Raw genomic sequence first — 18,967 nt, 5'->3', positions numbered from 1 at the left:
TATAAACAGCGTACCGCATACCCTTCAGACCGAAACCGGGGCTGACGTTCCCATACTTAGGTCTGGACGCTTATGTACGCTCAGCCAAGCCGAGACGAATCCCCAGACCGATCAAGACCGAGCCGAGCACGCGGTCGATCCATTGACTCAAGCGACGGTTACCACGCAACGCCGAGCTAGCCCGAGCCGCCAGAAAGACCATGGCGCATTCCACAACGACCGCCACCAGCACAACCAACACGCCTAATACCAGAAGCTGCAGCGCTATGGCGCCTTGGTCGGGCCGTACGAACTGTGGCAGAAACGCCATAAAGAAAATGGCCGCTTTCGGATTGAGCACGTCGACGAGAATGCCTTGGCGATAAGCTTGCCATAGGGTGACCTTCGGAGCTGCTTTGAGGTTCAGCGCCGCAGCCGACCCGGCAGAGCGCAATGCCTGAACGCCGAGATACAGCAAATAGACCGCGCCCACATACTTGACCACAGCGAAGGCCAGCGCCGAGGTGGCGAGAATGGCGGATATTCCCAGCGCAGCCGCTGCGACGTGAACCAAGGCACCGCTGCAAACGCCGCACACTGAGGCCACACCGACCCGGCGCCCGCCGGACAGGGTGCGCGACAGCACGAACAACAGATCTGGCCCTGGCGAGAGATTCAGTGCCAGCGCGGCCGAGAAAAACACCAGCCAGAACGTTGGATCGGACATCACCTGCTCCTATTGCCCGCGAAAAAAGACCAATAAATGTAGTTCAGCATGCGTCTGTCTGCCACCACCCGCGTTCGCCAGAGTGATGTGGCTCGTCGGAAAACAGTCACTATTTCGCAACAATGACTTTTTATTGTCACCGCTCTGAACTATCTTTTCCCGAGCAATGTCAAAGCGCCAGTCCCGGCAAGGATCACGGGCGCTACTCCCCAGTCACTTCTGCAAAGGATATGCATATGCTCGATGAATCCCCTGCGGTCGTCGCTTCTTCTCGTCTTGTCCTGCTGTCCAATAGCGAATTGCTGGACGGCTTGCTCCATCAACATCTCCACGGTGGACCACAGTTGCGTCTGACGCGCAGTAGCACATTTCGTCCAGGCGTAAACGACGCGGACCTGGTTCTGCTCGACGTTGGCAGCTTCACGGAAGCTGATTGTTTGCGCCTGCTCCGGCAACTGCGCGACACCCCAACCGCGTTGATCAATGCCCAAGCTGACCAGGCGCGCGGTCTGCTGGTACAGCACCCGTGGATCAAGGGCGTGTTCTACCCGAACACCAGCCGCGCTAATTTTAGCCGCGGCATCAGCGTCATGCTCGACGGCGGCGATTGGCTGCCACGTGCGCTGATGGAAAAGCTGCTGGGCCGCTACCGCCAAATCACCCATGCCTCGCGTGCCATCGACGACCTGTCGGTACGGGAAAAACAGATCCTGGCACTTGCCGGCAAAGGTCTTTCCAATTCCGAAATCGCCGAGTCCCTGCATCTGAGCACCCACACCATCAAGAGTCATATCCATAACGCCTTGGGCAAGTTGGGTGCCTCCAACCGCGCACAGGGCGCATCGCTCGTGTTGGGGCATGTCGGCGAGGCCGGGATATGAAGATGGCCTGCCTGGGTCTGATGCTGCTGCTCAGCATCGAGGCCTGCGCCGACGAGGCCGAGCTCAAGGGATTCATCACCAACAATACGGTTTCACGCTCCGGCCAGGAGTTCTACCGCAAATTTTGTGAACGTCTCAACGACACCAGCGCATTGGATTTCAACCTGGCCGTCAAAGAGCGCCCCTCGGCGCGCTGGGGGATTCTGGTCTGGGTGGAGCAGAACAACCAGCCGCTGTATCGCCGCTTTCTGCAACCGAACGTCAGCGACATGGAACAGACCGCCTATGAAGCGGCGGATTTCGTGCTGCAAGAGATAAACCGTAGGAAAGTCGAAGCACTATTCGAAGACACCATTGACCTCGCGAAGGATGAGTTATGAACCGGCCACAACAAAAAATCACCGGCGTCTTCCTGGCCGGATTGCTGCTTAGCTCCGGCCTCAGTGCCACCGAACTGGTGTACACCCCAGTCAATCCATCATTTGGCGGCAGCCCCCTCAACGGTGCATGGCTTCTGGGCAGTGCCCAGGCGCAGAACGACACCAAGGACCCAGATGCCTTTGATCGCGGCTCGCTGGCCGGCACCTCAGCGCTTGACCGTTTCACCAGTCAGCTGGAGTCGCGATTGTTGTCGGACCTGCTGGGCAACGTCAAAGATGGCAAGACAGGTTCGATCACGACGGATGATTTTATCGTCGACATCCGCAAAGACGAAGTTGGCAATACGGTCGTGAAAATCACCGACCGACTGACCGGCGAACTTTCAGAAATCATTCTCGGCAATATCTAGTCAGGGAGAGCAAAGGCCATGAGAAGCCTATTCGTAGCCATCGGGATGATGGCCGTTCTACAGGGCTGCGCGGTACGCGAGCCAATGTCGGCGGACCAGGAAACCCCAACACTGACACCGCGCACATCGACCTATCAGGACCTGCTTGAGCTGCCTCGCCCTCGAGGCCCGCTGGTAGCGGCGGTCTATGGCTTTCGCGACCAGACCGGGCAGTACAAGCCCAGCCCCGCCAGTTCCTTTTCCACGGCGGTAACCCAGGGCGCAGCGAGCATGTTGGTCGACGCCATGCAGGCGAGCGGCTGGTTCATCGTGCTCGAGCGTGAAGGTCTGCAGAACGTGCTGACCGAGCGCAAGATCATTCGTGCATCACAAGCCAAACCGGATGTGGCCCCGAACATCCAATCCGAACTGCCGTCGCTGCTGGCCGCAAACATCATCATGGAAGGCGCCATCGTCGCCTACGAAACCAACGTGCGCAGTGGTGGGCAAGGTGCTCGTTATCTGGGCATCGGCATATCGCAGGAATATCGGGTCGATCAGGTCACGGTCAACCTGCGCGCCATCGACGTACGCAGCGGCCAGGTGCTGTCCAACGTGATGACCACCAAGACGATCTATTCCATCGGACGCAGCGCCAACGTCTACAAGTTCATCGAATTCAAGGAGCTGCTCGAAGCCGAGGCCGGCTACACGACCAACGAGCCGGCGCAGCTTTGTGTGCTGTCCGCCATCGAGGCGGCGGTTGCACACCTCATCGCCCAAGGCGTCGATCGCCGCCTGTGGCAGACCGCCGACAGCTCTCCGGCGGTCGACGCTCAATTGGCGAAATACCTCGGCACGTCAATCAATCCATAGCAAACGAAGCGGTTTCAGCCGTTCGATGGATTTGCCAGATCGCGGTTTAGGTCAGGATGACCTACCGCGACTTAACCAGGGATGACTGATGATCGACGCGCAACGGATTGCTTGCAGAGCAGTGCTACCGCTGCTCATAGCAGCACTAGGCAGCCCCACCCTGCTCGCCGCCAGCATTCCGAACTCGCTCGATCTCGCCCCTGACGAAATCGCCTCCGGTCGGTCTCACGCGATCGCACCGACACTATCCGAAACCGGCTCCCCAACCCGTAACCTGGCGTTCCTCACCCAGGCTGGGGGCAGCCTGAGCGGAAATATCAGTCAGACAGGCCATGCACTGGAAGCCTTGATCCTCCAGAGCGGCTATGCGCTCGAAGCATCCATCGAGCAGTACGGCAGCCATAACCAGGGATTGATTGTTCAGTCGGGCAGCTACAACCAGGCCCGCATTGAACAGTACGGCGCGTACAACGACGCGCAGATCGAACAGACCGGCACTGGGCATAGCAGCAGCGTCACGCAGCATGGCCGGGGTCTGAGCGTGCTGGTCCGCCAGTACCGCTAAAAGCACCACCAGGAAGTACCGCTGAAAACATTTCATGGAGAGACAACAATGTTCAAGATCAAACCCCTAGTAGCTGCCCTGCTGACCGTTGCCGCCGCTCAGGCTATGGCAGCCGATCACACGTCCGAACAACGCCAGAACGGCGTCAACAATGTCGCCGAGGTCATCCAGAGCTACGGCAGCTCCAACGCAGCCAAACAGGTGCAGAGCGGTTGGGGCAACGACGCGATGGTCGAGCAGACCGGCTCCTTGTCTTCCTCTGCCCTGCAGACCCAGACCGCCAATTTCAATGAGGCAAACGTCAACCAGACCCTGGCCATCAACAGCCGCTCCGTGCAATGGCAGTACGGGCACTCGAATGAAGCCAGCGTCAGTCAGAGCGGCACCTGGGGCAGCAGCGCCGAACAGCGCCAGCGCGGCCAGGACAACACTGCCAATACTGAGCAGGGCGCCAGCTATGGCGCCGAAGCGTTCACCAAGCAGGAAGGAAACGGCAACTCAGCGACCAGCTACCAGTACGCAGTCAATGGCAGCAAGAGTTCGCTGTATCAGGACGGCAACCTCAATGAGGCTACCGTTAGCCAGACTTTGAGCTCCGGTGATAGCGCCCTGATCGATCAGCTGGGCGACCAGAACATGGCTGACGTGACGCAGACCTGGAGCAATGGCTCGGTAGCCGAGGTTGAGCAAATCGGCACGGCGAACAATGCCGATGCGTATCAAACCGGACGCAATCAAGAGGCCTACACCTACTCAAGCGGCAAATACAACATGGTGGATGTCGCTCAGCGCGGCAGCAATCAGAACGGCTTCGTGTTCCAGCAGGGCAACCTGCACAAGGCATTTCTGGATCAGCGCGGTAATGGCAACACAGCTACCGCTAACCAGACTGGCCTCGATAACGCAGCCACAATCGACCAGAACGGACGCGGCCAGATCGCCAAGGTTGACCAGCACGGCGGCTATAACCAAGCCAAAGTCGAGCAGCAAGGCAAATACAACGAGCTGAACTTCACCCAGTCGGACGTCGGCAACATCCTGGTGGCGCATCAGGAAGGCGACAGCAACCGCATCACCGGCTCTAGCACGGGTGTCAACAACAACGTCGACATCGACCAGGCCGGCGATTTCAACATGGCCAGCGTCAGCCAGAACGGTTTCTTCAACGAGGCAGACCTGGTCCAGAACGGCCAGAGCCATGCCGCTACGGTCATGCAGAGCGGTAGCAACCACACCGCAGACGTCATGCAGAGCGGTATCGGCAACACCGCGTTGATCAGCCAGGCAGGCCTCAACAACATGGCTATCGTCAGCCAACACTGATATCGCAGCAGCCAAAACTGCCGGCCGTGTGCCGGCAGTTTCGTTTCCATCTCACATCGCCTAATCCGGCTATAGGCGCCACCGGAGCTATTCGCCAAACCAGTACGCCAGCGCCTGTCTGAAGGTATGTCTGTTGGCCTTGCTTCAGCCCTAGACTCGGATCGCTCCGTCTAAAAAGAGCGACGAGTGAAAAACAAAGCCTTGAGACCACTGTCGGGGCTAATGTCGGGGAACTCCGGCGGGTTCTCCAGGCGCTCCTGAAACACCAGTTCCGGCGCTTCGGTCGCCATCCCCTGGATAAGAAAATCTGGACCGGTGTCCGGGTCATTGATGCAGGCCAGCACCGTCCCGCTTTCGGTGAGCAACTCGGGCAGACGCCTGAGGATCTTCTGGTAATCGCGGCTCAGCGCAAAGCTGCCCCTCTGGAAAGACGGCGGGTCGATGATGACCAGATCGTAAGGGCCGGTCTTCTTGACCTTACCCCAGGACTTGAACAGCTCGTGGCCAAGAAAGCTGACCCGACTGAGGTCATGCTCGTTGAGCCGATGGTTATCACGCCCGCGGCTCAGTGCAGCGCGCGCCATGTCCAGGTTGACCACATGCTCAGCACCGCCGGCGATAGCCGCCACGGAGAAGCCGCAGGTGTAAGCGAACAGGTTGAGTACACGCTTGCCGCCCGCCTGCTGGCGGACCCAGCGCCGGCCGTAGCGCATGTCGAGAAACAACCCATTGTTCTGTTTGATGCCCAGGTCGAGCTTGTAGCGAAGGCCATCCTCGGTGATCACCCACTCCTCGGGCGGCTCTCCAAGCAGCGGCTGCATACGGCTGTCAGGCAGGTAGCGGTGCTGCAGCAGTAGGGTATGCGCCCCGCTCGATTGCCAAGGCTGTGCCTCGGTCAGCGCCAACAGCATCCCGATCAGCGCCTCCAGTTCTTCGGCAGCTGGCTCCCGGAACAGCGAAACCAGCACCACGCCCTGCAGCCAATCCACCGTGACGTGCTCGAGCCCAGCCCAGCAGCGCCCGCGCCCATGAAAGAACCGGCGGGTTTCGTCCGGCACCTGGGACAAGGCTTGGCTGAGGTGCTGCTGGAGGGTCGCGAGGGCATCTGGTTGCATGTTCAATCGTCTCGAAAAAGGCGCGCGCATTCTAAACGCGAATGGGCACACCTGCGGGGCAATGGACAACTAGGCGGACTCTCGCTTGCTGGCTACCGCAGCCGAGACAGCAAAACAGCGCCCGGTCTAGACTGTTCGGCCCGGTGCGATGAGCGCACCCTTCGAGCCATTAAGGACAGCGACAGATGGAAGCCACCGCATACCGACCCTTCGACGCCCTGCGCCGGGTCGCACCCGCCGCGCTGGCGATCATCCCGGTCAGCCTGTTGTTTGGCGTGCTGGCCGGCCGCTCGGACTGGAGCCCGCTAGAAGTCGCCCTGATAGGCCTGTTGGGGTTCACCGGCAGCGGTCAGTTTGCCGTGCTGCCGCTGGCCGATTCCGGCGCCGGGTTCATCACCATGTTGCTGCTCACCGCTTCGATCAACAGTCGCTATTTGCCAATCGCCTATGTATCGGCCTCACGGCTGCCGCGAACCAGGGGGCTACGCGCGCTCCTTGCCCATATGCTAGGTGACGAGGCCTACGCCACCGAAAGTGAACAGGACAACTGGGCATCGCTGGCCGTGATCCGCGCCACGCTGTTCCTCACCTGGGTGCTTGCCGGCGTGGCAGGTGCGGTAATCGGCAATCTGATCCCGGCGACCTGGCTCGCCGCCGACCTGAACCTGGGCTTCCCGGCAAGCGTCGTGTTGATGTTCCTCTCTGCCAGCCAGCTCCGCTCGCGCCTGCCCCAACTCAGCGTCAGCCACGTTCGTTTGTCGCTGGCCGTCGCGCTCTGCACGCTAATCGCCGTGGCGCTGATCATGCTGCTCGGGCCGCTGTATTTCTGGATTCCCAGCGTGCTGCTCGCCACCTTCGTACTGGCGCGGGTGCGCTCATGAACACATCCGTGCTGCTGGCCATTGCGGCGCTGTTCGCCACCAGCTGCCTGGTGCGCATTCTGCCGGTGTTCGTCACGCTCGACCTGAGCGACGCGACCCGGCGCATTCTTGAGCGCGTGCTGCCGACCGCCGTGTTCATCAACTTCGCGGTGTACATCCTCTACAGCGAGGCCGCCAAGGCACCGCTCGCCGCCACCGTTGCATTGGCGCTGGTGGCGGGCATCGCTGTGGCGACACGGCTGGGGCTGATCGTCACGGCGGTGCTGGGTTGCGCCTGCTATTACCTCTTGCAGGGCTGGTTTGCCGGATAGCAGACCGTCATGCGGGGCTGGGTGACTTCGCAGCGCGGCGCGTCTTAGGTGCAGCTTTGCGGCCCGCGCCCTTGCGCTTTTTCCAGGGTGCGCCGCGACCGGCAGGCGCGGCGGGCCCGCTGATAGCCAGGCGAACGCCCTTACAGCGCTCGACCTGCTTGCTCATCCACATCGATTGCTTGCTGACGAATTCGTCCAGGCTCATTTCGCCGCTTTGCACCATGTCCAGTGCCTGTTCCCAGATCGCCGTGGTGCCGGGGTCGGCAATGGCGCGCGGCACTGCATCGATCAGGCTGAAGGCCGCCGGCGTCGCCGCCAATGCCTTGCCCTGTTTGGTTAGGTAGCCGCGGTCGAGCAGACCCTGAATGATCCCGGCGCGCGTCGCCTCGGTACCGATGCCCGTGGTGTCCTTGAGTTTCTGCTTCAGCTTGGGATCGTTTACCAACTTGGCCACGTTCTTCATCGCCTTGATCAGATCACCTTCGGTGAAGGGCTTGGGCGGCTGGGTCCAAAGGTCCTTGAAGGTCAGGTCGTGGATCGGGCATATCTGCCCCTCACGCAACGTCGGAAGTGTCTGCGGCCCTGGCGCCTCACGGCCGCGATTGGCCGCCAGCGCATCGGGCAAGGCGCGCTTCCAGCCCGGCTCGACGATCTGCTTGCCGACGGCCCGCAGCGCCTGGCCAGCACAGTCGAAATCGGCCTGGGTGCGATCGTATTCATGCGCGGGCAGAAACTGCGCCAGGTAACGCGCCCGGATCAACGTATAGACCGCCCGCGGTTTGCCCGACAGTCGTTCGAAGGCGCGAGCTGCCGCCGTGGGAATGATGCCGTGGTGCGCGCCGACCTTGGCGTCATTCCAAGCGCGCGACTTGCGCCGGGGTTCGAGGCGCGGCGCGAGCTCGCCGAGGGATGGATCGGCCTGCGCCAACGCGGCCAGAATGCCCGGTGCTTCGCTGTGCTGACTCAACGGCAGGTAGCCACAATCGCTGCGCGGATAGGTGATGAGCTTGTGGGTTTCGTAGAGCGCCTGAGCGATATCCAGCGTTTCCTGAGCACCCAGGCCGAGCTTCTTCGAGCAGATTTCCTGCAGGGTGCCCAGATCGAACGGCAACGGCGCCGCTTCGCGCATGCGTTCGGTCTTGAGTCGTTGCAACCGAGCGCTGCTCGCCGCGCGCATGGCCTCGGCCGCTCGCTGCGCCAGCGCCTGGTCGAGACAACGCCCCTGATCATCGCTGTGTGCCTCCGGCGCGCGCCACTGCGCGCTAAAGGGCACCGGATCGTCACCCAAAAGCTGCACCTCGATGGCCCAGAATGGCTGCGGCACGAAGTCCGCAATGCTGCGGTCACGGTCGACCACCAGCCGCAGCGTCGGCGTCTGCACCCGACCAACCGGTAGTACACCCTGATAGCCGGACTGCCGACCAAGCAGCGTGAACAGTCGGCTCATGTTCATACCAATCAGCCAATCGGCTCGGGAGCGCCCCAAAGCCGACTGATAGAGATTGTATGTCTTGGCACCCGCGCGCAGACCGCCGAGCGCCTTGCGAATCGAAGCATCGTCCAGCGCCGACAGCCACAGCCGCTGAATCGGCCCTCGATAACGACAATGCTCCACCAGTTCGCGGGCAATCATCTCGCCCTCGCGGTCGGCGTCGGTGGCGATCACCAGTTCACTGGCTTCGCCCAGCAGCCGTTTCACGGCCTTGTACTGGCTGGCGGTCTTGGGCTTGACCAGCATCTTCCAGCGCTCGGGCACGATCGGCAGATCAGCCAGCACCCAGCGCTTGTAACGCGCGTCATAACTGTCCGGCGGTGCGGTTTCCAGCAAATGGCCGATGCACCAGGTCACAGTGACGCCAGCACCAAGCCAGCAACCATCGCCACGCCGCGTGGCGCCGAGCACCTGAGCGATATCTTTGGCTTGAGAAGGTTTTTCGCAGAGAAACAGCCGCATCACGTTGTCACTGGGTCATTTGCCATGCTGACTAGCATGCGCAGCGACGACACGGCAGGCAAGAATTATCTGTATGGATATACAGATCCGAATTGCTGATGACGGTGAAATCCAGCGTGGATGGGAATGACGAAGGTCTGCTTTCGGCAAGAGCAGCCGGCCGATGGATAATAAATGTCATGTCAATCTTTGAACAAATACATATCCAGATATCTTCTGGAAATTATTCTTGCCTCGCAATAGTATAGTCACTACGTTGGCGATATTAACGAGACTATATGGACATTACTCAGCACAGCAATCTTACAAAGATATTCGATCCCAAATGCTGCTTTGTGTGTGGCGAGGAACTTCATGAAAAACAACACAATTACTCACAAGAACACGTATTTCCTAAATGGTTATTAAATAAATTCTCCCTTTGGAATGAAAGCATAATTCTTTTGAATGGCAGCAGAATTAGATACAAGGATATTAAAATTCCATGCTGCAAGCTCTGCAATAATGTGCACCTATCCTCAATCGAGCTAGAGGTAAAAAATGCTTTCACAGATGGCTATGAGGCTTTTTGCAAACTAGACAAGGGGCGGCTTGCTCTTTGGTTGATAAAGATTTATCTGGGGATGTTAAGAAAAGAGACTGCATTGAACTTGAATAGATCTTTCCCAGGCTCTAGAAATATTCTTGAGCCAGATGAACTATTTCCATACAGAGTCCTTCAGGCTATCCTCAAAGGAGTATCAAAACCAATCGACTTTAGGTGTAATAGCTCCGAAGTTCCTGCCTCGATATTTATATATAAAGTCAAGGACGGCACTGGCCCTGATTTTAACTATTTCGACACATGGAGTAGCATGTGCCTAAAGCTTAAGATCGGCCAAATAGGATTGCTGGCGGTATTCGATATGGGGGTACTGTCAGAGGTTTACTCCAGTCTTTTTTCGAAATATGAAGCATACGAACTTCACTATCAGCAATATTTAGAGTTGGTTGCGAGGGCTGTAGAGAGATCTCTGGCATACAGCCATGCGCCATTTTGCAGCATAGATGATCGTGCAGATGGCATCACTGTCACCGTAGAGAGTTCCTACCTTAGCTCGGGCTTCTACAGATTTGATGATTTCTCCTGTGAAGAGCTTGCAAGCGCTTTTGAAGCCTTGGGTGGTAACAGGGCATCTATCTATAGTGAGGAAGGCTGGGGACTGACAAGCCTAGTATCTGACAGTGGCGAATTTAGAGTATTAGATTAGATCCCTTCTCCACCTCATCAACAAAAAGCGGTAACTACCGTGGGTGGACCGCACTGCAGCGCGTAACGGATAGCTCCGCCTGCGGTACGGCTCCACTAACGTAGCGAGCGGCTGCTTTGCGGCAGTGGCCTCGCACCGCAGTGTCGCGGCTCAAGCAACCTTGAACCGGCCCACCAGCTGTTGCTGTTGCTCAGCCAGGCGGGCGAGTTCCAGACTGGTCGTGGCCGTCTGTTCTGCGCCCGCGCTCACCTGAATCGCGACATCGTTGATTTCAACAATGTTCCGGTTGATGTCTTCGGCCACCGCACTCTGCTCCTCCGCTGCCGTGGCGATCTGCAGGTTGCGATCACTGATCGCCGACACACCTTCGGCAATCTCTGCGAGCAACTCACCCGCCCGGCCAATGTTGCTGGAGCCGTTCTGCGCTTTGACCAGTGTTTCCTGCATCGAGCGAGCTGCCCGGTCAGCCCCGCCCTGGAGGTTGGCGATCATCTCCTGAATGCTGCCGGTTGATTCCTGTGTCTTCTGCGCAAGCGTCCGTACCTCAGACGCGACGACGGCAAACCCACGCCCGTGCTCCCCTGCTCGTGCAGCTTCGATGGCCGCGTTGAGCGCCAGCAGGTTCGTCTGGTCGGCAATCCCACGGATCACATCCAGCACAGACGAGATGGAATCGCTCTCACGCTTCAGGTCCGCGATGATGCTTGCCGTCTGGTCAGCTTGGTCAGAAAGCTCACGAATGACGCCAATGGTGCTTTCAACCTCGGCTCGCCCTTGAGCGGTATTGGTGTTGAGCTGCTGCGACAGTTCGGCCGCATCGTTTGTGCTTCTGGCCACATCGCGCACAGTCGCGCTCATTTCGTTGATGGCGGTCACCACCAGCTCGGTTCCCTGACGCTGCCGATCGATACTCTCGCTCGTTTGTACGGTGACTGCGGATGACTCCTCGGCGGCGGTCGCCACCTGCGCCGTTGCGGTACTGATCTCTTGAACGACCTGCTGCAGTTCCATCGCCATGAGGTTGAGGTTGCGTGAGATCTCGCCGAACTCGTCCTTGCCCTCGTAGCACGACTTGGCCGTTAGATCCCGCGCCGACAGCGCCAGCAGCGCCTGATTGACCTCTCGAACGGCTAGTTTGATGTTGCGAATGATCAGCAAGGACAGGCCAACCACTACCAACAGCGCGATGACCACCGCGGAGACGGTCATCCACAAAGCGCTCTGTGCCTCGTCGCGCGCGTGAGCGGCCAAGGTCCCGACGTCCTGAGCCAGTGTCTGTTCCAGCTCACCCATAAGATCGATCCGGTTGGTGGCTGTCTCGAACCACTTTTCACTGTCAACGCCCAGGCTTTGACCAATCGGCACCTCAAAAGCCAACCGTTGCAGCCGCGCCACTTCGAGCGCGCTCGGCTGCTGCAGCTTTTCGTCCAGCGCACGGGTAAAACCCTCCGCCGCCGCTCGACGGAAGCCTTCCATATAGGCAGAGAATTCACCGAGGTTTCGGCTGAAGGATGCAAGCAAAGGCGCGTCGAAGCGATCCTGAGCGAAGACAACACCCAGCATCGCGCGCTCGCGGCCTGCACGCTCCTTCATTTCGATGAACTGATTGAGGCCGCCTAGCGCTCGTGCGAGCGTGGCGTCCTGCACGCCGCGTTCCACCGCATGTGTGAAACCGATCAGGGATCTGATGTGTCCGGTGAAGCGCGCACCCGACTCCACATTGGTGATCGCAAACGTGTCGACCTGTGAACGTGTTGCCGGAAGTTCATCAAGGCCCTTTAGAACACTGCCTATGTGCGAGCTATCACGTGCGGCAAGTTCCCTCACGGCGCTCAACGCTTCATCGGTAGCTTGACGCATGCCTGGCAGGCGATTCGCCATGGTGCGTCCCTGGCTCCCCAGGTAGACGCCACTGGCGCCGCGCTCACGCTGCAATGCGGTGATCAGACGGCTGACGGTCTGCGCGGCCACGCTGGCCTCTACAGTGTCCTCCATCTGTTTCAGCGTGCTGTAGCTGTTAGCGATGTACAGGCTGGCCAGCCAAAGGAAACCGAGTACCGGGCACGCAAGAATGAGAACGAGCTTCGCGCTCAGGGGAATATTTTTCAGCATAGGAACCTCATGCTCCGTTTTCACGGAGCGGCGCAGGCATGGGCATTTCTCGCTCCGCTGCACCTGGATGCAATGCATCCGATGCGTGAGAGCGGTTTTTTTTATGTCTGTTTGGGCGGTCGAAGCTTTTCGTAGATGCTCAGAAGCTTTTCGTGGATGCCCAATACAGAGGCCGACGTATACCGAACAGGCTGCGCGGAATCCGTTTTTGACCGGCGGTATTTTTTCAGTTTGAGCCTCAGCCACCCCTGACCCAAGTCAATTTAGTAACGCCAATATCTCGCCGCTCGTCGGGATGTGCGTTACTCGGTGGACCTATCCCGATCGAGGGTGGGTGGCGGCTGCGCCGCCATGGGTTGGGCTGGCGAAATTCTTTCGATTACAACCAGATCAACGACAGCGTCGGGTCGGACGGCAGTCGTAAAAGGGAACGACGGCCGTCACGCTCCGGCCATCACCGAAATTGCCGGTACACGATAGGCATGATGCGAACCGCATCTTTGGCGTAGCGCTTTGCCAGGCGTCGCGGTTCGGTGCACATACGGTGCAACCATTCGAGCGACATGCGCTGCATCCATCTCGGCGCTCGCTTAACCTTGCCGGAGAGGAAGTCGATTGACGCCCCGACGCAAAGTCCGACCCCTCTTGCTCGGCCATCTGCTCGAATCAGTCGCCCCAGAACTTCCTGGCGAGGGCAACCTACGGCAAGTACCACGAGCTCGGCAGGATGACCGATGACGAAGTCCATGCACCTCTGAACGTCCTGCGGGTTGTCGTCGAACCCCATGGGCGGGTTGTGGTGGAAAAAGGTCACATTCGGGTATAGCTGACGCATCGTTCGTACGCCCGATGCGTCGCTGCCAACCACCGTTACCCGCCACCTTTTCGCCTCGGCGACATACATCAGTTCCGCGGTCAGGTCGCTGCCAGGGATAACGTCCGGGACAGGGATGCGCAGCAGTGTCATCAAGCCTTTCAACACCTGGCTGTCGCAAATCCTGTGACTGGCGTTGGCATAGGCGCGGCGCAGTTCGGGATCGTCTTCGAGCCGGACCACATGGTTGACGTTAGGGGTGACGATATAGCTGAACTCGCGGTTGCTCGCCTCGATGATGTGGGCGATGAGTTCAGCATTCGATCCGTCATAGAACTCGATATCGAACCCTCTTACTGTGCTTTGTCTGTTGCAACTGGACGGTCGCTCGTCTGCATGGGGCTCCTTGGGTCCCAAAAGCTTTTGCAAAACGCTGTCTCCTCGTCAAACATAGGGCATCGCATAGGGGTGCATTCAAGCTCAGCCAGCATTAAACGCCGCTGAAGCTTGCATTGTTCTTAAACTGAACCCGATCGAATGCAGAGGTTCGAGCCAAGCGGCGAGGAACCGGACGGCGAACAGCTGGCTTTGACGCGCCCGTGGCGATCAACCTGCAGCGCTGCCGTCTGACACGCATTTGCGGTCGCTTCGGCAGCTGTGTCGATCAATAAGGATGGGGACAGTGCTCGGCCAGCTCGCAACGCAACGCCGTGTGGATCGAGCACCTGGGCAATGCCCTTGGCGTGGAGGAGTTGGTCGCAAAGAAACAACCGCATCAGGTCGTCACGGGACCTATGCGATGCCGCAGCGCATCAGCAGCGACGCGCCAGGCAAGACCCATCCATATGGCTATATAGAGAGTTGCCCAATCCGTCCCGCCGATGGTCAGGCGGTTGGGTCACAACGGGCACACCAATCGGTTCAATCGCTTACGCAATCAGCCAACGCTTCGATGCTAGAAACCATAGCGGGCTCTGCTTGGCACACGCGGTTGCGACCGCTTTCCTTAGCCTCGTACAGCGCCCCGTCGGCGCGCGCCAGTGCGGACTCGATGCTCTCTTGGGTGGTATCGATCTCTGCGACACCGATACTTACGGTGACCTGAATGTTCTCGCCTATGCTGGACGTAACTTCCAGCACCTGCACGGCGCAACGGATGCGCTCGGCAAATTGGCCAGCCTCCAAGAGGTTAGCCCCTGGCAGCAGAACGACAAACTCCTCGCCGCCCAAACGAGCAACCAGGTCAATAGTGCGACTTTCTTCTTTCAGAGTTTTCGCCAAGAGCCTGATGACCTGGTCGCCACTGGCGTGGCCGTGGGAGTCGTTAATGCGTTTGAAATGATCAATATCGAGCGTCACGATCGATATCGAAGTGCGGGAGCTTCTGGCCAGCTTGAGTAAGTAATCTGATTCTGGAAAGAAGTACCGTCGGTTATACAGCTTGGTCAGCGGGTCAGTGTCCGCCTGCTTTTTCAAATCCTCTTGAGCGGCACGCATATCCTCTAGCAGCTTGATTCGGTGCGAGATGATAAATGCTAGCGTCAGCGCTTCGAGCACGATACCGATGCCAACCCCATGACTGCTTACATAGGTCGGTGAAAGGATGCCTTTATAAGTAAGCACGGCAAGAATATTGAATAGTACGAAGAAGCTGTGGCCAACCAGGAAATACTTTACGAGCGGATGACCTTTGCGATACAGCGAGATGCTGACCGAAAAGGTGACCAGCATCATCAGCGCTGCCAGAGTGCTTGCCGGTTTGAGCGCAGCAGAAATATCGAAAAAGGACCATATGAAGGTGGCCGCCAGGAGCGCAATCAGTGCTTGCAGAAAGCGGTGCTCGGTGGGGTATAACAACTTCGTCTCGAAGATTGACATCATGAACAGCAGCAAGAAGATGGGCATCGTAATCAGCGACATGTTCAGCTGGAAAACTGCGTCACCATACCCATTAAACACGCTGGCAATCAGGCCGTAGGAGAGCGCGATCCAGACCAGCCCTGAGATAAGATAAAGCGAATAGTAGATGTTCTCCTTGTTACTGGTGGCGAAATACAGCAGCGCATTGTAGAACACGAGAGCGAGCAGCATGCCGACCATAAGAGCGATATCGGTATTAACACTTACCAATGCCAGACGCGACGCTCGTTCGTTATAAATATCGATCGCGAACCATTGGTGAGAATAAGATACGCTGCGCAAGTACAGCGTGGTGGACTGCTGCGCGGGAAGCGCCAGCGGGAAAACTAAAGTTCCGCGAAACATCAAGTCGGAATCAGCAGCTTGGTTCATATTAAGCTGTTCGCGTTGCCGCAGCTTGCCGTCCCGTTCTTCATAAATTTCAACAGAGCGCAGATGGTATGCATGCGGAAGGTGAATAAACAGCTTCTGATCCGTATCCGATGCGTTGCGCAGAATAAGCCGGTACCAGGCGACCCTTGCATCAGCGCCAAGAGAGGTCCGGTTGCCAGTTTCGTTAAATGGCTGGGCTCTGGCCTGATCAAACGTCAGGTTGTGCGAGGCATCGACAAAATAGCCCATCCGAAAATCGGTCTGTTTGATCGGGTGCTCGCCAATTACTACCTCTGGTGCTGCCCGTGTCTGCGCCGCTGCCAGCAGCACAATAAACGCGAACAATACCTGCTTATATAGATCCATCTGCCAAAGCCTGTCTTATGTTCGCGTGTGCCCGGGTCATACGTAGCGCTGCGGTTCTTTAATGGAATATACGCAAAACGGACCATCACTCCCATTGTGAAATCATGAACATAGAGGGAGCGCGCCTGACAGATGCTAGGGGTCAGTGGCAGGGAAGACTATTCGAGCATACTTTCCCCTCGCGGACGGCTCGACGTAAGTCCCGTTGCGCTCGGTTGTGGAACCGTTTCCTGAAGGCTATTTAGTTCAGGATCAGTCGAACCGGGTTACCTCAAGCTGCCGCGCCACCAGCAATTAGAAACGACACACCCTATGTAGCTGAAAATCAGCAGTCCCTGCCCTCCCCAGTTCATCGCCCGCTTCTACCAGGGCAACGCTTCACCGCTATAGGCGTAAAACCCGCCGCTCGCCTCGGGTCCCACCCCGTCGATAACACGCAGCAGATCATCCGCTGCATCGGCGGCAGGCCGGCCAATCTCGGCGCCGCGGAAGGGCTGGGATAGATTCGAGCTGACCGTGCCTGGATGCAACGCCAGCAGTACGGCATTCGGCTGGCTGCGCTTGATTTCGATGGAGGCGGTCTTGATCAGCATGTTCAGCGCGGCCTTGGAGGCGCGATAGCTGTACCAGCCACCGAGGCGGTTGTCGCCGATGCTGCCGACTTTGGCTGAGAGCATCGCCAGTACGCCCCGCTGACGGTCGAGCAATCCGGAGAAATACCGCAGCAGCAGCGCGGGGCCAAAGGTGTTGACTTGAAAGGTTTCGAGTAGCTGCTGATGGTCGAGGTCAGCGAGGCGTTTTTCCGGCATGAACGCATCGCTGTGCAGCACGCCGGCGGCGTTTATGATCAGGTGGAACGGCCCATGCCTGGCTAGCTCTGCCGCAGCCTGCTCGATGCTGACCGGATCAGACAAGTCCAGCGGCGGCGAAGTCGAGCGCCCCAGTTCCGTTACTGATGAGCAGCGCGGGTCCGTGCGCAACGCGTCGACCAGCGCAGCCCCGATGCCGCCGGAGGCACCAATGATCAGCGCGCGATAGCCCTCGGGGAACGATTCCATCTGCATCATGGTTGCCTCTGGCCAAGATCCGGCCTGGTTGGGTGGGTCGGGCTCGGTTCAGATCGAGCGCTTAGCCCGGTTTGTTGGTTTGCAGGCCGGCGCGCCATTGCTCGATATGGTTCGCCAGCAGGTCGGCCACCGGCAGGCATGCGCCGAGTCGGTAGAGATTCCAGTAATGCCCTTCCAGCGTGCGGTTGACCAGCAGCGTACCGGACGCCGGCTGCAGACTGCCGAGCGCGGACATCAACAGCGGCGAGAGCTCGATCAGTTGCTGATGCAGCGATGCGCCGCGGAAATCCCATTGCGCGCCCGGTTGCAGCAACGGGTGCAGCAGCAGATGGATGCGGCGATACAGGCTATGCGGTGGCGCGCTCCCAGGCTGGCGACCGCCGAGTGCCTGGAAGCCCGCCTCCAGCGCCTCGCTGGAGGGGCCGCGCAGGGCATCGAAGATCTGCACATAAGCACGCAGCAAACGCTCCGGCAGTGGCACCACACTGCCAAAATCGTAGACCACCAGCTCCCCCGTCTCGGTCCAGGCCAGATTGCCCGGGTGCGGATCGGCGTGCAGCTGCCCGAGGCCGAACGCCTGCTCGGCAAGCCAGTCGCACAGCGCTTCGGCCAGTCGTTGGCGAATTTCGGTAGGCGCCTGCTCAACCTCGTTCATTGAGCGCCCCGGCCGCTCCTCCAGCACCAGCACACCTGGGCGGCACAGTTCCGTTGCGGCAAAGGGAATATGCACACCTGGCCAATCCGCAAAGTGCTGACGGAAGCACTCCAGGTTTTGGCGCTCGGCGTCGTAGTCGAGTTCCTGGTCGATGCCGCGTTGCAACTCACGGTAGACGGATTCGAGTCGCGCCGAGGGCGTGCCTAACAATCGCCCCAGCGGCATCAGCCGGCGCAGCTGACGCAGGTCGGCGTCGCAGATGGCGCGGATGCCCGGATACTGGATTTTCATGATCAACGCCCGCCCCTGCTGATCACGCGCCCGGTGCACCTGCCCCAGGGACGCCGCCGCGGCGGGTTGCGCTTCGATGGTGTCGAACAGTTCGTACAAGCGTCCGTCATAGCGACGCTGCAGGTGTGATTCGAGAGAGGCGAACGGCAGCGACGGCACCTGATTCTGCAGACGAGACAATGCCGCACTGACCGGTGGGGGCAGAACGTCCTGCCACTGCGAGGCTTGCTGGCCGAGCTTGAGCACCGGGCCTTTCATCTGCCCCAGCGTATCCCCCAGCAAGGCCCCGATCGGCGCCCAGTCGATGCGTGCCTTGCCGGGGGTGATGCGCTGCACCAGCAGATTCCCGGCGATACGCGCGCCGGTGCCGCCGAGATTGAGGAAGCGCCCCAGTGCAGACGCCGATGGGCGAGAGAAACGAGACATGCAGGTTACCCGCGGCAGGCAAAGCCTGATCATGGGGCAGCTGACCAGATGAACCAAGGGTCAATGGTTGCAACCTGTTGCGTCGTCATCTCGTCAGTAGCCTGTTCGACACAACAAGCGAAACGTCTTGGCGGGCTATCAAGCCCCCCATAAAGCCGGCTGAGCGCGTCTGGCAAACAGGCTGACACGGAACGGGCCAGGGAAAAACGAGTCGGAATATCTGACTGCGCCCCTCGGCTATCGTCCGCCGAACGCCTGCAATAAGCTCGCTCGGTATGCCTCTGACGATTGTTCGAGAGGGTTTTAGCCCGAC

General features: G+C 59.0%; 17 protein-coding genes. 9 read left to right on the top strand and 8 right to left on the bottom strand.

Going from position 1 to position 18,967, the window contains the following annotated elements:
* Positions 1 to 70 precede the first annotated feature (70 nt).
* A complete protein-coding gene (locus ACQKEK_RS01505; protein WP_499140846.1) occupies positions 71 to 706 on the bottom strand; it encodes a LysE family translocator in 636 nt (211 codons plus the stop codon).
* Between the two features lie 236 nt (positions 707 to 942).
* Between ACQKEK_RS01505 and ACQKEK_RS01500 the strand changes: the two genes are divergently transcribed.
* From ACQKEK_RS01500 to ACQKEK_RS01475, 6 genes are all read left to right on the top strand, one after another.
* On the top strand, positions 943 to 1,587 hold the full coding sequence (locus ACQKEK_RS01500; RefSeq protein WP_046162100.1) for a helix-turn-helix transcriptional regulator: 645 nt from the start codon (positions 943 to 945) through the stop codon (positions 1,585 to 1,587).
* Positions 1,584 to 1,967 carry a curli production assembly/transport protein CsgE gene (gene csgE / locus ACQKEK_RS01495; RefSeq protein WP_499140845.1) on the top strand — a complete coding sequence of 128 codons (384 nt, stop codon included), beginning with the start codon at positions 1,584 to 1,586 and terminating at the stop codon, positions 1,965 to 1,967. Before ACQKEK_RS01500 ends, csgE begins: the two co-directional genes overlap by 4 nt.
* On the top strand, positions 1,964 to 2,377 hold the full coding sequence (locus ACQKEK_RS01490) for a curli assembly protein CsgF (RefSeq protein ID WP_045429158.1): 414 nt from the start codon (positions 1,964 to 1,966) through the stop codon (positions 2,375 to 2,377). The genes csgE and ACQKEK_RS01490 overlap by 4 nt, the downstream gene beginning before the upstream one ends.
* A gap of 18 nt (positions 2,378 to 2,395) precedes the next feature.
* Positions 2,396 to 3,232 carry a CsgG/HfaB family protein gene (locus ACQKEK_RS01485; protein WP_499140844.1) on the top strand — a complete coding sequence of 279 codons (837 nt, stop codon included), beginning with the start codon at positions 2,396 to 2,398 and terminating at the stop codon, positions 3,230 to 3,232.
* Between the two features lie 88 nt (positions 3,233 to 3,320).
* Positions 3,321 to 3,797: a curli production assembly protein CsgB gene (locus ACQKEK_RS01480; RefSeq protein WP_499140843.1), complete on the top strand. Its 477-nt coding sequence runs from the start codon at positions 3,321 to 3,323 to the stop codon at positions 3,795 to 3,797.
* Between the two features lie 48 nt (positions 3,798 to 3,845).
* Entirely contained in the window at positions 3,846 to 5,120 is a 1,275-nt protein-coding gene (locus ACQKEK_RS01475) for a hypothetical protein (protein WP_499140842.1), read from the top strand.
* Positions 5,121 to 5,290: 170 nt separating this feature from the next.
* Here ACQKEK_RS01475 and ACQKEK_RS01470 read toward each other — a convergent pair whose 3' ends face one another.
* Positions 5,291 to 6,235, bottom strand: a complete 945-nt coding sequence (locus tag ACQKEK_RS01470) for a class I SAM-dependent methyltransferase (RefSeq protein ID WP_499140841.1) — start codon at positions 6,233 to 6,235, stop codon at positions 5,291 to 5,293.
* A gap of 185 nt (positions 6,236 to 6,420) precedes the next feature.
* Between ACQKEK_RS01470 and ACQKEK_RS01465 the strand changes: the two genes are divergently transcribed.
* Both ACQKEK_RS01465 and ACQKEK_RS01460 read left to right on the top strand, forming a co-directional pair.
* Positions 6,421 to 7,116, top strand: coding sequence for an AzlC family ABC transporter permease (locus ACQKEK_RS01465; RefSeq protein WP_499140840.1), 696 nt, complete (start codon positions 6,421 to 6,423; stop codon positions 7,114 to 7,116).
* A complete protein-coding gene (locus tag ACQKEK_RS01460; RefSeq protein WP_499140839.1) occupies positions 7,113 to 7,427 on the top strand; it encodes a hypothetical protein in 315 nt (104 codons plus the stop codon). The genes ACQKEK_RS01465 and ACQKEK_RS01460 overlap by 4 nt, the downstream gene beginning before the upstream one ends.
* 7 nt (positions 7,428 to 7,434) lie before the next feature.
* On the opposite strand, the gene ACQKEK_RS01455 is transcribed toward ACQKEK_RS01460, so the two are convergent.
* Positions 7,435 to 9,381: a DNA topoisomerase III gene (locus ACQKEK_RS01455; RefSeq protein WP_499140838.1), complete on the bottom strand. Its 1,947-nt coding sequence runs from the start codon at positions 9,379 to 9,381 to the stop codon at positions 7,435 to 7,437.
* Between the two features lie 278 nt (positions 9,382 to 9,659).
* Here ACQKEK_RS01455 and ACQKEK_RS01450 point away from each other — a divergent pair, with 278 nt between their 5' ends.
* Complete coding sequence (locus tag ACQKEK_RS01450; protein ID WP_499140837.1) at positions 9,660 to 10,631, top strand: hypothetical protein; 972 nt, start codon at positions 9,660 to 9,662, stop codon at positions 10,629 to 10,631.
* A 150-nt stretch (positions 10,632 to 10,781) separates the two neighbouring features.
* Here the strand turns inward: ACQKEK_RS01450 and ACQKEK_RS01445 are convergent, their stop codons facing one another.
* The 5 genes from ACQKEK_RS01445 to ACQKEK_RS01425 form a co-directional block, all read right to left on the bottom strand.
* Entirely contained in the window at positions 10,782 to 12,743 is a 1,962-nt protein-coding gene (locus tag ACQKEK_RS01445) for a methyl-accepting chemotaxis protein (protein ID WP_499140836.1), read from the bottom strand.
* A gap of 454 nt (positions 12,744 to 13,197) precedes the next feature.
* Positions 13,198 to 13,986: a WecB/TagA/CpsF family glycosyltransferase gene (locus ACQKEK_RS01440; RefSeq protein ID WP_499140835.1), complete on the bottom strand. Its 789-nt coding sequence runs from the start codon at positions 13,984 to 13,986 to the stop codon at positions 13,198 to 13,200.
* Positions 13,987 to 14,478: 492 nt separating this feature from the next.
* The gene (locus ACQKEK_RS01435; RefSeq protein WP_499140834.1) at positions 14,479 to 16,215 is read right to left on the bottom strand and encodes a sensor domain-containing diguanylate cyclase; all 1,737 of its coding nucleotides are present in this window, start codon (positions 16,213 to 16,215) and stop codon (positions 14,479 to 14,481) included.
* A 362-nt stretch (positions 16,216 to 16,577) separates the two neighbouring features.
* Positions 16,578 to 17,279, bottom strand: coding sequence for an SDR family NAD(P)-dependent oxidoreductase (locus tag ACQKEK_RS01430; protein WP_499141328.1), 702 nt, complete (start codon positions 17,277 to 17,279; stop codon positions 16,578 to 16,580).
* Between the two features lie 64 nt (positions 17,280 to 17,343).
* Complete coding sequence (locus ACQKEK_RS01425; RefSeq protein ID WP_499140833.1) at positions 17,344 to 18,654, bottom strand: ABC1 kinase family protein; 1,311 nt, start codon at positions 18,652 to 18,654, stop codon at positions 17,344 to 17,346.
* Between the last annotated feature and the right edge of the window lie 313 nt (positions 18,655 to 18,967).

It is taken from the genome of Pseudomonas sp. NPDC077408 (genome assembly GCF_050269105.1).
Classification (GTDB): Bacteria; Pseudomonadota; Gammaproteobacteria; order Pseudomonadales; family Pseudomonadaceae; genus Stutzerimonas.
The sequence above is the reverse complement of the archived record's forward strand: the minus strand, read 5'-3'. Positions and strand labels throughout refer to the sequence as shown.

Bases quoted from the DNA above. Each gene is read 5' to 3' on its own strand.
- ACQKEK_RS01505 (WP_499140846.1), bottom strand. From the start codon at position 706: ATGTCCGATCCAACGTTCTGGCTGGTGTTTTTCTCGGCCGCGCTGGCA.
- ACQKEK_RS01500 (WP_046162100.1), top strand. From the start codon at position 943: ATGCTCGATGAATCCCCTGCGGTCGTCGCTTCTTCTCGTCTTGTCCTG.
- csgE (WP_499140845.1), top strand. From the start codon at position 1,584: ATGAAGATGGCCTGCCTGGGTCTGATGCTGCTGCTCAGCATCGAGGCC.
- ACQKEK_RS01490 (WP_045429158.1), top strand. From the start codon at position 1,964: ATGAACCGGCCACAACAAAAAATCACCGGCGTCTTCCTGGCCGGATTG.
- ACQKEK_RS01485 (WP_499140844.1), top strand. From the start codon at position 2,396: ATGAGAAGCCTATTCGTAGCCATCGGGATGATGGCCGTTCTACAGGGC.
- ACQKEK_RS01480 (WP_499140843.1), top strand. From the start codon at position 3,321: ATGATCGACGCGCAACGGATTGCTTGCAGAGCAGTGCTACCGCTGCTC.
- ACQKEK_RS01475 (WP_499140842.1), top strand. From the start codon at position 3,846: ATGTTCAAGATCAAACCCCTAGTAGCTGCCCTGCTGACCGTTGCCGCC.
- ACQKEK_RS01470 (WP_499140841.1), bottom strand. From the start codon at position 6,235: ATGCAACCAGATGCCCTCGCGACCCTCCAGCAGCACCTCAGCCAAGCC.
- ACQKEK_RS01465 (WP_499140840.1), top strand. From the start codon at position 6,421: ATGGAAGCCACCGCATACCGACCCTTCGACGCCCTGCGCCGGGTCGCA.
- ACQKEK_RS01460 (WP_499140839.1), top strand. From the start codon at position 7,113: ATGAACACATCCGTGCTGCTGGCCATTGCGGCGCTGTTCGCCACCAGC.
- ACQKEK_RS01455 (WP_499140838.1), bottom strand. From the start codon at position 9,381: ATGCGGCTGTTTCTCTGCGAAAAACCTTCTCAAGCCAAAGATATCGCT.
- ACQKEK_RS01450 (WP_499140837.1), top strand. From the start codon at position 9,660: ATGGACATTACTCAGCACAGCAATCTTACAAAGATATTCGATCCCAAA.
- ACQKEK_RS01445 (WP_499140836.1), bottom strand. From the start codon at position 12,743: ATGCTGAAAAATATTCCCCTGAGCGCGAAGCTCGTTCTCATTCTTGCG.
- ACQKEK_RS01435 (WP_499140834.1), bottom strand. From the start codon at position 16,215: ATGGATCTATATAAGCAGGTATTGTTCGCGTTTATTGTGCTGCTGGCA.
- ACQKEK_RS01430 (WP_499141328.1), bottom strand. From the start codon at position 17,279: ATGCAGATGGAATCGTTCCCCGAGGGCTATCGCGCGCTGATCATTGGT.
- ACQKEK_RS01425 (WP_499140833.1), bottom strand. From the start codon at position 18,654: ATGTCTCGTTTCTCTCGCCCATCGGCGTCTGCACTGGGGCGCTTCCTC.